Below are 13,534 nucleotides of genomic sequence, written 5' to 3'. Positions count from 1 at the left end.
CATGTTGGAGATTGGATCGTTGAGATGCTCCGAGTTGAAGGCCTTGAAGAACCCACGCAATCGGCGTTGAGGAGTGACGACGAATCGCAACCGGCGGCGTCTCCCGTGTTCCACCTGGTGGCTTCGCCAAAATCAACGGAAGCACCAATAAGCTGGGCTCGAAAGACCGCTATTCTGGTGGTGGCGACTGTGACGATGTCACTGTCGGCAGCCTGGGCCTGGCAATGGTATTTCCACGGCCGTTCCGAAGAGACTACCGACAACGCTTATGTCCGCGGTGATATAACGAGTATCGCGCCCAAGCTCTCCGGCTATGTGGTGGAAGTTGCAGTTGGCGACAACGCCGACGTTCGCAAAGGGAGTTTGCTGTTTCGCATCGACGACAGTGACTACCGGGCGAAACTCGATGAAGCCATTGCCACTCTGTCTACGCGACAGGCCGATATCGCAAACATTGAGGCAACGCAGAAACTGCAAGATGCCCTGATCGAACAAGCGGCGGCACAGGAGCGGTCGGTCTCGGCGGATCTGCTGTTGGCGAGAGCCAATCTTGACCGCTACACAGCGCTCCGAAAGAGCGGGACGGCCAGCGAACAAAAACTCCAGGATACGCAGACCGGGTTTGCAAAGGCCGAGGCTGCGGATAAAGGCGCGGCGGCCAATACTCTGGCACAGAGGCTGAAGCTTGGCGTACTCGACGCCCAACTCGCCGGCGCCCAAGCAGCGATGGCTCAGGCGAAAGCGTCTGTCAGCCTGGCCAGGATGGATCTCGCCAATACCCTCATCCAGTCGCCCATCGACGGTGTCATCGGCAACCGGCAAATTCGCGTCGGGCGGTACGTCACTCCCGGCACCCCGGCGATGGACATCGTTCCGGTACAGGATGTGTGGGTCGTCGCCAATTTCAAGGAGACCCAGCTCAATCGAATGGAGATCGGGCAGCCCGTTCAGGTGATCATCGACGAGTACCCTGATGTTCAGATTGATGGTGTCGTCGACAGCTTCGCCCCGGGTAGCGGGGCTGCCTTCAGCGTGCTGCCACCGGACAATGCGACCGGCAACTTCATCCGCGTCGTCCAGCGCGTTCCAGTCAAGATAAGACTTACACGCAATCCGTTGCCTGGTCGCCTGGTTCCTGGACTTTCAGCGCACATTGCCGTCCGGGTGGGTAGGGAAACCGATCCCGCGACCACCACTTCGAACCCGACTGGTGACCTTGCGGAAAATCGGCCCGGTACGGGACAATGAGCCGTCAGATCGAACCGCGACAGTTACTGACGAAGCTCGAGGCGCTGGGCGCCGCGTTGGTCTTGACCGGAGTTGTACTAACCGCCGTCATGGATTCGATCGCCAGCACGGCGCTCTCTATTGGGCGCCTGGATATGCTGGGCGACATACATGCCACGACCGACGAATTCGCGACTTTCGACATCGCATTTCTCGCGGCCAAGCTGACCGGCTTTTTGGTCGCGCCGCTGTTTGTTGCAGCGCTAAAGCCTACGCCCTGTTTGCGCGCCGGCACGGTCGCGCTTCTCTTGGCGTCTGCTGCAATGATCTCTTCCGCCGATATTGCCTGGATTGACTTCTGCCGCATCGTTCAGGGTTTTGCCGGCGCGACCGTGCTCGTGGCGGGCCAGACGCTGCTGTTCTTGCGCTTCCCGAGCCGTCATCAACCGATTGTGCAAGCTCTTTTGGCTCTTGGCTCCGTCATGGCCCCGACGACAGTGACGCCAGCGCTGCAAGGTTGGCTTGTCGACCACCTGTCATGGGACTGGATATTCCTGAGCAACGTGCCGGTGGGCATTGTCGCCCTGGTCATGCTGGCGGCGGACCGCCGACAAACGTCCCGCGACAAAATCCGCATCCCCTACATCCAGATCGCGCTGGCTGGAATCGCCGCTGCATCTTTGACCTACATGTCGCAGCAAGGCAGCAGGTTCAATTGGTTTGACGACGGGCACATCACCCTTCTCACCGCGACCGGCCTGCTGGCGGTCATCCTCCTGCTGCTGTGGGAGTTCCGATTTGCATCGGATCGTCTGATCCTTGCCACGTCGCCTTTGGGTGATCCCGACTTTCGCTTCGCCCTTGTCGTCAGTCTGGTAGCCGGATTCGCCTTGTCCGGCAGCGCCTTTCTCATCCCGGCCTTTGCCTTAAACGTTCTCGCCTTCACGGCTACGGATGCAGGAACACTTCTTCTGCCGAGTGGAGTCATCTTGGGTTGCACACTGCTGGTTGCGGGAGTCGGCGTACAAAAAAGCGGAATCAATCCGCTTGCCCTGGCTCCTGTCGGTGTTGTGTCTTTCGCCTCGGCAATGTGGCTCCTGTCTGGTTCGACAAGCGACAGCGGAGCTGTGGATCTGGAGTTTCCGCTGCTGCTGCGCGGCTTTGGACTGGGTCTCCTGTTCATCAGCCTGACGCTGTTTGCCTTCATGCGGCTTCCTGCCAAGGCCCTGCCATTCGGCATCGGTCTTTTCGATCTTGGCAAGCAGGTTGGTGGTCTGGCCGGCACCGCTCTGGTGCAAACTTATCTCGATCGACAACTTGCCTATGACAGGACAATCCTGGCGTCGCACCTGGGTGTTGGGGATGTTGTCCTCGAACAGCGCCTCAAGGCAGTGGCGGGCCAACTTCAGGCTAGGGGCCTCGACAGTGCTGTTTCTGGTAAAGCCGCGCTATCGGTTCTGCGGCAGGCTGTCGATAGGCAAGCCATCACCCTTTCCTTCAACGAGGCCTTCTTGGCCCTTGTGCTTTTCTTCCTGGTTGCGGCGCCATGCTTGATCCTCGCAAAAAAGGTGCTTGGCCGTCGATTCGCCGTCGCCGCAGGTACTTCGAGGGTCTAGTCAGCTAGTGCTGGCTAACGTCTGCAGACAGCCACCGTATCAACGAGATCGCACCTTTAAGCGGCCTGACTGATAAGCGGCCTGACTGAATTTTCCCGTTTGTGCTTTCGCGACCTTACCGGGCTGCGCGCCAGTGAGTGGGAACAAGAGGTCCTAACGGTCCTCTTGCCCAACTAAGCTCCGGCTCGAGACCTCTCCGCGGACCAACATCACCCAGTCCGCAAAAGAGCTCATCACCTTAGCTAAGAAGTCACGGGCCTCAGGAGACTTTAGCCGGTCTTGGTCGTCGAACATAGCCGCAACCTCGGGCAGATACGCCTCTGGCTGCTGCATCACCGGCATATTCAGAAAAACGAGGCTCTGCCGTATGTGGTGGTTCGCGCCGAACCCGCCAACCTTGGAGGGCGAAGCACTGACGACGGCGACCGGCAAGCCATTCCATACGCTCTTAAATGGCGGGCGTGAGCCCACGTCAATTGCGTTCTTCAATCCACCGGGGACAGACCGATTGTACTCCGGCGTAACGATCAGCACCGCATCCGCATCGCGAATCTCGCTGCGAAATCGTGTCCAGGCTTCCGGCGGAAAACCGTCCGAATCCTCCGTGTAGAGGGGCAGATCCGCGAACTCCACGATGTTGCAGTTGAGGTTCACCGGCGCCAGGCCGATCAGGGCGCGTGCAATCTTCCGAGTGTAGGAGCCAGTGCGAAGACTGCCCACAAGCACAGCAACGGTGAATCTCCGGGTCCTTTGGGCAAGCTCCTCTTTGGTACGGCTGCTTTTTGCGGAAGCGACACTGACTGACGTTGGGGCAAATCGCGCCAACCTGAGCCCGACGGGCGGAGCATACAGGCCAGCAAAGGCGAACGGCCGGGGTGACCTGTTCTGCTTAGTAACGCGGTCGCTCGCGACACGCCGATCGCAATCGGTCTCCAAGTCGGGCATCTCAGTGATCTCCGATTCGCATTCCCGGGGAATTACATGCCTACAGACGTACGTCCGGGTGTAACCGCTGATAACTCGGCTTCAATTCACTCGCGCGGTAGTGGGACGATTAATCCCGATACTTGGCTGTATATTGCTCCAGGTTCTTCTCGACGGCGCCGGGCTGCTGCAACCCTTCATCGACAAGGACCTTCACACGCGCCTGTGCCGCAGGTCGTTGTACAGAAGTGATAAATGCGTCCCAGCCCGGCTGCATTTCGGAGTCCGGGGGCAAACTAGCCTGGTTGATCAGGTTCTTGGTGTCAGCAATCGCCTGCCCATCGAACGAAGCGATGCGCGTCGCCAAGGCGTCGACAAAACCGTCCAATTGTGAATCGGGGAGCGCCCGGTTCACATAACCGTAGCGCTCGGCAAGTTCGCCATCAAAGCCCTCGGCACCGATCAACATCTCCATAGCGCGGCCGCGGCCGACCAGCCGAGGCAGCCGCGCCATAGGGCCGCCCCCAGGGACGAAGCCGGCGCCAACTTCAAACTGCGACACCACCGCCTTCTCTCGACTTGCAAAGCGCATGTCTGCCGCGAGCGCAAGCTCGCTGCCTATACCACTCGCCCGACCACGAATTGAAACAATCGTCACCGCCCTCAGGCGGCTGAGGCGCACCATGATGTCGGGCACGGGATGCATTCCCGTTGGCCCCGGCTTCATGCCGCTGGAATCCTTAAGCGGACTCAAAAGGTCGTAATGAGCGATGAAATAGTCTGGCACCGCGCTGTCAAACACCACAACCTTAACCCTCTGATCCGCTTCGATCTGGTCAACAATTTTTGCAAGCTCGCGGACTTCGGACGGACCAACGATATTGAGTGGCGGATTGTTGAAAGTGACTTCCCAGTAGGCCTCACTCTTGCGTGTCAGGCGGATCTTCTCCGTCGTTGTGCTCAGTGTCGCTGCAAGCGGTCCGCTAGCAGCACTGGGCAGCTTTGATTCCTGTCCGAAAACGTGCGCAGACCCTTGCAGAACTGCGACAACGGAAAACAACAATGCCGACTTTTGGAACTTATAATATTTCATAGCCACTTTTACCTCGCTAAACGTTAGATCCGCCGCATCCAACATGATTAAATCAAGTCTCCGAGAGCTGAGTTAAGTCACTCCCATGCGCAAAGGCCGCCTATGGTGCCGCCTAACCGCTCTCTCCGCATCTGCTCTTCTCAGTATATTTCTCGTCTGCTTCGCACATCACAATAAGTGTACGAATATCGCCGGTAAGGCGATAGTACGATGGTGTTGTCGATACCTTGGGATTGATGGGGCTTCCCACCGCGCGATGGCGTTTGAATCGATACGCCCGGCGCGGAGAAAAAGCCTCTACTCAGCGATACGGAGGCGGGCCGCCATGTTCACCAGTTCGGCCAGCGAGCGGGCCTGCATCTTGCGCATGGCCTGGCCACGATGTGCCTTGACTGTGATTTCGCTGATGCCAAGCTCAAAGCCGACCTGCTTGTTCATGAGACCAGAGACGACCAGCGTCATAACCTCCTGCTCGCGACGGCTGAGCGATGCATGACGATGCCTGAGGGTCTGCAACTCAGAGTCCAGAGCAAGTGCGGTCTCACTTTTTTCGAGTGCCAGCTTGATCGCACCCAAAAGTTCCTCGTCGTCGAATGGTTTGGTCAGAAACTCGACAGCCCCACCCTTCATCGCTTTGACCGTCATCGGTACGTCGCCGTAGCCGGTTATGAAGATGATGGGCATGTCGGTACGCTCGACAGATATCAGATTCTGCAGGTCGAGCCCACTCAGATCAGGAAGATTCACGTCCAGGATCAGACAGTTCGCAACCAGCGGACGTGACCGATCGAGGAATTCTTTTGCCGAAGCGAACGTCTCTGGTCGCCAGCCCACAGAGCCGATGAGTAGTTCCAACGACTCGCGTACCGAAACGTCGTCGTCTACGATGAATACGACAGGTGTTTCGTGCGACATGGATGACGATCTTCCCCCACCGTCCCGTTGAGCCGCTAGATTCGAGTACATCGCAAATTATCCTCCCGAGATGACATTAACAATCCACCAGGTTCAAGGACCACGGAGCGCCGAACTAAGCGCTTCCTGAAGGACCTGATCGCTGAACGGCTTGAACAAACACTCCACTGCACCTTGTTCGATGAGACGCTGCCGGATCGCGCTATCCCTTTGCGCGGTGATATAGATGATCGGAATCCTCTTTCCGAGGCGTGCTAGCTCCGCTTGCAACTCGGGTCCTGTCATGACAGGCATGGCAACATCGAGAATGAGGCACTTAGTCTTATCGACGGCGTCAGACGCGAGAAACTCCATCGCTGAAGAGAATGTATTCGCGCTAAACCCGAACTCCTGCAGCAAATCTGGTAGGGACTCGCGTACCGATTTATCGTCATCGACCACCGACACGAGTGCATGCGTAAGCTTCATCTAACCCCCACTGTTCTTAGAGAATCGCCGACCTGAGCACAGTGCTTAGATTCACATCCTCTGCCGACGATCGGTACTTGGCGTACTCGGGTACGGAAAACGTAAACGTAGCCCCCGGGCCGTCATTCGCTGCCGCCCACAGGCGCCCGCAATGGCTATCGATAATGGAGCGGCTGACGGACAAGCCTATCCCCATGCCTTCATTCTTGGTTGTGTAGAAAGCCTCGAAGAGCCGCTCCGAACCATCGGCGCCGAACCCGGTGCCTGCATCTTCCACCGAGAGACGCACATAATCGTCTTCGTCGTGTTCAGTTCTGATGACCAAACGCTTGGGCCGATCTTCGACGCCACTCATCGCATCCGCAGCATTTCGCACCAGGTTCATAATCACTTGCTGAAGTTGGACGCGATCGCCGGCGACGAGCGGAAGCCCCTCATGAAGTTGGGGGTGTAGAACCACGCGACTTCTCTGAAGGTCCCCCGCCGACAATGCTATTACCTCGCGTGCAACCTCGTTCAGATCTACCGGCTCGATCGTAGGGGCTCGCTTGCTGAAGAGCGCACGCAATCGCGCGATCACATCGGCGGCTCGGTTGCCGTCGCGAATGGTGCGATGTGCCGTCTCGCGTGCGCCGTCAACATTTGGCGGATCGGCGGCCAACATCCGAAGGCAGGTACTGGCATTGGTGATGATGCCCGACAGCGGCTGATTGACTTCATGAGCTATCGAGGCGGTCAGCGCTCCGAGACTCGAAACCCTGGTGACATGTGCGAGCTCAGACCGAGCCTTGCCAAGCGCTTCCTCCGCCCGCAGGCGCTCTGTGACGTCCTGAACCGCAGTTAGGCATTCCATCCGGCCGTCCTGATGACGGATAACCCGGCCGAAAGTGCGAAGATACTTGACCCTGTTGTCCGACATCCGTAGCCGGATCTCGTAGCCCAGATAGCTCTGACCGCCGCGAACCCGAGCCATTTGCGCAGTTAGTGATGGAATGTCGTCCGCGTGGATTCGCTCACGGATCTGCTCAAGTGTCACTGGGGCATTTGGGTCGAATTCAAAGATGCGATAAAGTTCCTCGGAAAATGCAATCTCGTCTGTGTCCACGCGCCATGAGAACGCCCCGGTGGAACTCAGACGTTGAGCTTCCGAGAGCAAAGTTTCGGTCCGCCTAAGCGCAGCTTCGATCAGGGAACGCTCGATAGCGATGCTGGCGATCTGCGTGGCGTGCGCAATGATATCCTGGTGGTGCGGCGACGGGGCCGCTGGCTTTCGTTGAACGATGCAGAACGTGGCTAGCACCCGCCCTTCTTTGGAACAGACCGGCGTGCTCCAGACCGACCTATATCCGTGCTGCAGAACATGGGACCGAACAGGCGAGGTATACCAGCGTGGATCTAGTTCGATGTCCACCGCGACCACCTGCATCTTTTGAAGAGCCGCTATGCCACATGGCAACAACTCGCCGCTGACTGGCATCCCCGCAATCGGGTCGCTGTAGGCAGAAGGCAGAGAAGGAGCCACGGCATATTCAAATGTCGAGCTGATCCAATCGATCATGTGAACATCACAAAAGCAGTCAGGGGCAGCCCCCTCAATAAATTCGCACAACGCGCTTAGAACGTCGCGGAGCAAACTGCCTGACGCGATCATCTCCAGCAGCTGTTTTTCGCCCGCGAGGAAAGCTTCTGCCTGCTTCCGACCCTCAATATCGTGACTCATACCGTACCAGCGGATCACTTTGCCGGCTTCGTCGTGGAGCGGCACGCGACGGGCAATGTGCCAGCGATACGTACCATCGACCGCTCGCACTCGGTACTCATGTTCGAACGGTTCCCCTGTCGTGACACATGCGCGCCATTTGCTCTCTTCGAGTTCGATGTCATCTGGGTGGATTGCGCCCCTCCAGCCACCATTCGTCACATCCTCAGCAGAGAGCCGCGTGAACTCGCGCCCGCGCCTGTTGATAGAAATTTGCGAACCGTCGGCGTAATAGGCCGCAACCAGCGCCGGTATGCTGTCGATTGTCCGTTGTAGCTCGCCCTCAGCTTCGACGGCCTTGCCCTCAGCCCGCTTCCGCTCATCGATGTCAATGTTCACCCCATACCATTTGACGATGTTGCCCGATTCATCCCGCAACGGGTTAGCGCGGATAAGAAACCACCGATAACTTCCATCAAATCGGCGCAATCTCGCTTCGGTTTCCCCGACTTTACCCGAGGCTATGATTGTCTGCCATATGGTGATCAGCCCATCCAGGTCGTCAGTATGGACCACAGCCGTCCACCCCCAGCCGCTCGCCTGCTCGGCGGAGAGGCCGGTGTAGTCTAGATAGTGCTGGCTTAGAAACTCGGTGGGGCCGTCTGGCCGAGCTGACCATGCCATCGCAGGAATGGTATCGATGATGAGTTTGAAATTGTGCTGGCTTGTCACGAGGGCTTCTTCGCTTTTGCACAGTGCTTCTTCTGTTCTGAGGCGCTTACGCCAAAGGCCTCATCGTCGCCGTTGAAGAAAGCACGGGCATGACCCACTTCGCCGAGTTCAGATCCAGCGAAGGAAACGGATGCGGCGGTTTTCTTCATGGCCGTTGTCGCCTAACAGAACGGGTCCACGTCCTAGGGGAGCATGCCCCCGGACAACACGAACGTCTATTATGCCTTGGTGTTGATTTTGGTGACGGAGATCGAAATGCGCGATGGGAAAAAGCCAACTCAAACGCTTCAAGGCAATGACAGGCAATGTCTGCGACCCGCGATGGCATTCACCATCAAGGGGAGCAAACCCTGAACAAGCCGGCGTCCGACGCCGAACGCCTTTCCCTTGGCAAGCGGCGGATTCTGCTAGGGCTCAGCAACCTCGGCCTTAGCCTAGCGACCGATATTCGATGCTGGAGTAACCATTATTCCATGGTATCGGCGACACCATCGCATAATGGATTTTGATACCTCTCCCGGCTTTTTATGGTCCGTCCGGCCAAAATGGTTCTCAACCTCCGGGACATTCAGTGAGGCTTTCAGATGCGCTCCGACATCATTCCAGGATCGATTTTTCCGGATTATGAGCTACCGGATCATGGCGCCGTGCGGCGAAGGCTTTCCGAATTGCAGGGAGAAGACCCCATGGTCCTGGTTCTGGGCAGAGGTGGGTATTGTCCTAGGGACCGACGGCAGGCTGAAGGGCTTGTTCAGCTCTATCACGAAATGGCAGTGGGTTATTGCCGGCTCGTCACCATCACCACGGATAATCTCCTAGAGACAAACGAGTATCGATTGAGCGCTGGCGCTCATTGGCCTTTTCTTTCCGACCCGCGGCGCGTGATCCAGAAAGACCTCGACATCGCCGAGTACACGGATCCCGCGCACAACCCCATGATCCCTCACGTTATCGTCATGGAGCCGGGTCTTATCGTCTACAAGGTCTACAATGGGTATTGGTTTTTCGGGCGACCCACCGTGGAGGAACTGCGGCAGGACATGCGAGCGGTGACCATGAAATGCCGACCGGATTGGGACATCACCAGGCCGGAACTCAAGGCTGCGTGGCAGACGGGTCGCAAAGAGCTTTTCTATCCTTATGGAAACACTTCGCGAAAGGGAATGAATTCGAAGATTATCGGTGCGCGAGAGCGGGCTGGCAAGGTGACGAGCTTTAGTCGCTGTGCGAGGTTAGGGCCTTAGGGGGTTAAGAAGATTTGATATGGAAGACCGGGAGATACGAGCGGCTCTGGATCGCCACTGGGCCGCCTCCGATGCGGACGTTCTCGAGGCGGAACATCAGATTTATCGGGAGGACGCGGTTGCTTGACTATCCGCAATCGGGCGAGCGCATTCGCGGACGGCGAAGCATTCAGTCGTCCCGCGCCGCACAGCCGAACAAGAAACGCTTCACGGTGCGGCGCATCATCGGCACGGGCGACCTCTGGGTCACGGAATTTGTCCTGACCTATGACGGGCGGCCGTCCTACACAGTGAGCATCATGGAGTTCCTCGATGGCAAGGTGGCCCGCGAGACCCAGTATTTCGGCGATCCGTTCGAGCCGGGGCCTTCGCGTGCGGAATGGGTCGAGCGGATTCCCTGAACCCTGGCCGCCATAAGGATGGTCATCCGCCGCCCACTCGCCCGCCCGGAGCTGCCGAACGATACGGCCGCCCTCGCCCGCTATCTCATTGGCAAGTCGGTGGTTCGCGAGTTGCCGGAAGGCGTCGTCAGCGGTCGCATCGTCGAGACCGAGGCCTATGTCGTCGGCGACGCCGCCGGCCACGGCTACCGCGGGATGACCCCGCGCAACCGCTCGCTGTTTCTTGAGCGCGGGCACGCCTATGTCTATCTCGCCTACGGCATCTCCTACATGCTCAACGTCTCGAGCGAGACGCCGGGCACCGGCACCGGCGTCCTGATCAGGGCGCTCGAGCCGCTCGAAGGCATCGAGATCATGCGGGCAAATCGAGGCATCGAGCGCTTGCGCGACCTGGCGTGAGGACCGGGAAGGCTCGCCCAAGCGCTGCGGATTGATCGTTCGCTCGACGGGCTCGATCTTTGCCGGAAAGGCCCTCTGTGGCTCGGACATGGTGAGGACGACGAGCCCGGCGAAATCGGGCAGAGCACCAGGATCGGCATTTCGCGGGATGCGGAACGACCCCTACGGTTCTATGTCAGGCAGAGTCCGTTCGTCAGCGGTCCAAGATCGCAACCCGTCAGCCGAGAACAGCGTTGAGCGCATCAAGCAACGCAGTATCCGTGAACGGTTTTAGGAGACATTCGATTGTCCCACTCCGACGCAGACGCCCACAGACCTGTTCATCTCCATGGGCTGTAATGAAAACGATCGGAATCTGCCGACCCTGTTGCGTCAGCTCGCGTTGAAGCTCGATCCCGGACATACCAGGCATTGCGATGTCAAGGACCAAGCATTTGGCTTGATCGATCAGTTTCGAAGCCAGGAATTCTTCTGCCGAGGAGAATGCCTCGGCTTCATGGCCGAACATGCTGATTAGGTCCGGAAGCGACTCGCGAATGGACTCATCATCGTCGATTACAGCGATGTATGCTCGTCGTATCATTATGCATTTCCAGTACTATCCGCGAAACGTTGGCGGGGCATGATCAAAATTGTTGGCCGATACCCCATAATCAGAGAGGAGCGGAGAAAGCAGGCCTTAGGGCCTGGGCCGTCGTTACGCTCGGCCCAAACGCGGCCCTGGTGATTCTCGATTATGGTCTTGCTGACAGAAAGACCGATGCCCCATTTCATTGCTTTTGGTCGTATAGAATTGCCCAAAGAGTTCCTCGGGCCTTAGGGGATCAAATCGGCTGAGGTAGCGCTGAAGCCACTTGTTCTCAGAAAGGAGAACCTCGAGCTTCATGGTCAGCTTACAGTTCGCGGCGAGAGCGCTTTGCGGAGCGCGCTCAAGCAGCATAGGCTGCGCTAGCGTAGCCACCGAAGTCCCCTCCAAGCCCGCGGGATTTGATGCCGCACCAATGGACGCTGCCCGCTCCCAATCCGAAAATCCATAGCACCTTGGTATCGGTCTAAGGTTTTTTCCGTGAACTTTGGTCGTTGAGCGGAGGCAAGGCCCCGATTTCCGCCGGAGATTTCAAAAATAAAGTGTCCGCGCGTGACAATCATCGACGATGACATCATGAAGAAGAAGAGCCAGCCCGCCCTACAGGGGACGGGCCGGCGCGCAGACCGCCCTGAGCTGGGGGCGCGGGCAGGTCTGCGCTGGCAGGGGTCAGGCGCTATGCAACGACCTGAACGCGGCCCTGAGCTCGTTGGTGAAAACCTGCGGCTGTTCCCAGGCCGCGAAATGACCGCCTTTCGGGAGCCGGTTGTAGTGGATCAGCTTGGGATAGGCCTTCTCGGTCCAACTCCGCGGCGCTGTGTAGATCTCGTCCGGGAATGCACTCACAGCAGTGGGGAGCGGCACGCCTTTCGGCGCGAAGAAAGCTAGCTTGCTTTCCCAGTAGAGGCGCGCTGACGAGACCGCAGTGTTGGTGAGCCAGTAGAGCGCGATGTTGTCGACGACATCTTCCTTGGACAGACCCTCGGACTTTCCGTCGAAGACGCGGGCGATCAGGTCGTAGCTGCGTGCATCGTGGTCGAGCATCCAGGCTGCGAGGCCGATCGGTGAATCGGCCAGCGCGTACAGCGTCTGCGGCCGGTTCGCCATCTCTTGGGCGTAGGCCAGCCCGTGCTTCCAAAAGAAGTCGAGTTGATCCCAGGCATAGCGTTCGTCGGCCGACAGACCGGAGGGCGCGGGGCCGCCCGCCGCGAGCGCACTCGAGACCTCATCCGGCAAGGTGGCCGGCATGTTCGTGTGGATGCCGATCAGGCCCGGCGGCGTCTGCAGCGCCATCTGCTCGGTGACGGCATTCCCCCAATCGCCGCCCTGCGCCACATATCGCGTGTACCCTAGGCGCGTCATCAGTTCGCCCCAGGCTCGCGCGGTCCGGATTGGATCCCAGCCGGCCGCCGTCGGCTTCCCTGAGAAGCCGTGTCCCGGCAGCGAGGGGATGACAAGGTCAAAGGCGTCGGCGGCGCTCCCCCCATGGGCCGTCGGATCGGTCAGGGGGCCGATGATCTTCAACTGCTCGATGATCGAGCCGGGCCATCCATGGGTGACGATGGCCGGCAGCGCGTTCGCATGCTTCGAGCGAATGTGGATGAAATGGATGTCCAGCCCGTCGATCTCGGTAACGAACTGCGGTAAGCCGTTCAGATAGGCCTCGCATTTGCGCCAATCGTATTCGGTCTGCCAATAATGCGCGAGCGCCTGCATCGTCGCGAGCCGAACGCCTTGGGTGGTGTCGTTCACCGTCTCGCGCTCGGGCCAGCGCGTGGCATTGAGACGCTGCTTGAGGTCTACGAGATCCGCTTCCGCAACGTGGATACGAAACGGGCGGATAGCCGCAGATCCGCCACTCGTCGAAGTGGCCCCAGCGAGACCCGCCGAGGTAATCATTGCAATAGCGCCCGCGGCGGATGCCGCGAGGACTTCCCGGCGGGTGGACATGGAAGATATTAGTGACATCTGTACCTCCTCATAGCTTGGTCAAAGCTGCTCGCGTCGAGGCAGCATCAACCCATCTGGCCAGTAAGTTCCGGTCGGCTCTATTGGACGTTGGTATCGCCGATACCTTGGTATGCTCCCGCGTCAAACGCATTTCACCGCAACGCCGAGGCTCCGCCACGTGACCTCGGGGCTGATGCCTGAGGCGCCTGCGGTAGGACAGCGACAAGGGCGGGCGCACCGACGCCGTCCTCGTCGGTACAAAGGTATCGGCGATACCTGG

General features: G+C 58.7%; 11 protein-coding genes and 2 pseudogenes. 5 read left to right on the top strand and 8 right to left on the bottom strand.

The genetic code is table 11. From position 1 onward, the window contains the following. Positions 1-24: 24 nt before the first annotated feature. On the top strand, positions 25-1,248 hold the full coding sequence (locus AC1D1B_RS28655; protein ID WP_477336524.1) for an HlyD family secretion protein: 1,224 nt from the start codon (positions 25-27) through the stop codon (positions 1,246-1,248). Continuing rightward, positions 1,245-2,843, top strand: coding sequence for an MFS transporter (locus AC1D1B_RS28650; RefSeq protein WP_477336522.1), 1,599 nt, complete (start codon positions 1,245-1,247; stop codon positions 2,841-2,843). The genes AC1D1B_RS28655 and AC1D1B_RS28650 overlap by 4 nt, the downstream gene beginning before the upstream one ends. A gap of 153 nt (positions 2,844-2,996) precedes the next feature. On the opposite strand, the gene AC1D1B_RS28645 is transcribed toward AC1D1B_RS28650, so the two are convergent. From AC1D1B_RS28645 to AC1D1B_RS28620, 6 genes are all read right to left on the bottom strand, one after another. Next, on the bottom strand, positions 2,997-3,788 hold the full coding sequence (locus AC1D1B_RS28645; RefSeq protein ID WP_477336520.1) for an NADPH-dependent FMN reductase: 792 nt from the start codon (positions 3,786-3,788) through the stop codon (positions 2,997-2,999). A 109-nt stretch (positions 3,789-3,897) separates the two neighbouring features. After that, a complete protein-coding gene (locus AC1D1B_RS28640) occupies positions 3,898-4,905 on the bottom strand; it encodes an enoyl-CoA hydratase/isomerase family protein (protein WP_477336518.1) in 1,008 nt (335 codons plus the stop codon). Between the two features lie 252 nt (positions 4,906-5,157). Next, on the bottom strand, positions 5,158-5,775 hold the full coding sequence (locus tag AC1D1B_RS28635; RefSeq protein WP_477336516.1) for a response regulator transcription factor: 618 nt from the start codon (positions 5,773-5,775) through the stop codon (positions 5,158-5,160). Between the two features lie 93 nt (positions 5,776-5,868). Then, entirely contained in the window at positions 5,869-6,243 is a 375-nt protein-coding gene (locus AC1D1B_RS28630; RefSeq protein WP_477336514.1) for a response regulator, read from the bottom strand. A 16-nt stretch (positions 6,244-6,259) separates the two neighbouring features. Then, entirely contained in the window at positions 6,260-8,674 is a 2,415-nt protein-coding gene (locus tag AC1D1B_RS28625; protein ID WP_477336512.1) for a PAS domain-containing protein, read from the bottom strand. Next, positions 8,671-8,823 (bottom strand): hypothetical protein, encoded by a 153-nt coding sequence (locus tag AC1D1B_RS28620; RefSeq protein ID WP_477336510.1) that lies wholly within the window; start codon positions 8,821-8,823, stop codon positions 8,671-8,673. The genes AC1D1B_RS28625 and AC1D1B_RS28620 overlap by 4 nt, the downstream gene beginning before the upstream one ends. Before the next feature lie 435 nt (positions 8,824-9,258). Between AC1D1B_RS28620 and AC1D1B_RS28615 the strand changes: the two genes are divergently transcribed. From AC1D1B_RS28615 to AC1D1B_RS28605, 3 genes and pseudogenes are all read left to right on the top strand, one after another. Beyond that, a complete protein-coding gene (locus tag AC1D1B_RS28615; protein ID WP_477336508.1) occupies positions 9,259-9,918 on the top strand; it encodes a redoxin domain-containing protein in 660 nt (219 codons plus the stop codon). 19 nt (positions 9,919-9,937) lie between these two features. Next, a pseudogene (locus AC1D1B_RS28610) lies at positions 9,938-10,319 on the top strand (nuclear transport factor 2 family protein). Positions 10,320-10,337: 18 nt separating this feature from the next. Then, positions 10,338-10,955, top strand: a pseudogene (locus AC1D1B_RS28605) (DNA-3-methyladenine glycosylase). Here AC1D1B_RS28605 and AC1D1B_RS28600 read toward each other — a convergent pair. Continuing rightward, positions 10,936-11,301, bottom strand: coding sequence for a response regulator transcription factor (locus AC1D1B_RS28600; RefSeq protein WP_477336506.1), 366 nt, complete (start codon positions 11,299-11,301; stop codon positions 10,936-10,938). The pseudogene AC1D1B_RS28605 and the gene AC1D1B_RS28600 sit on opposite strands and share 20 nt — an antisense overlap. A 672-nt stretch (positions 11,302-11,973) precedes the next feature. Beyond that, the gene (locus tag AC1D1B_RS28595; protein ID WP_477336778.1) at positions 11,974-13,203 is read right to left on the bottom strand and encodes an epoxide hydrolase family protein; all 1,230 of its coding nucleotides are present in this window, start codon (positions 13,201-13,203) and stop codon (positions 11,974-11,976) included. Positions 13,204-13,534 lie beyond the last annotated feature (331 nt).

The sequence above is a fragment of the Mesorhizobium sp. P2_C5_2 genome, from assembly GCF_056404535.1.
Note: the sequence above shows the minus strand (reverse complement) of the source record. Positions and strands in the feature narration are given on the sequence as shown.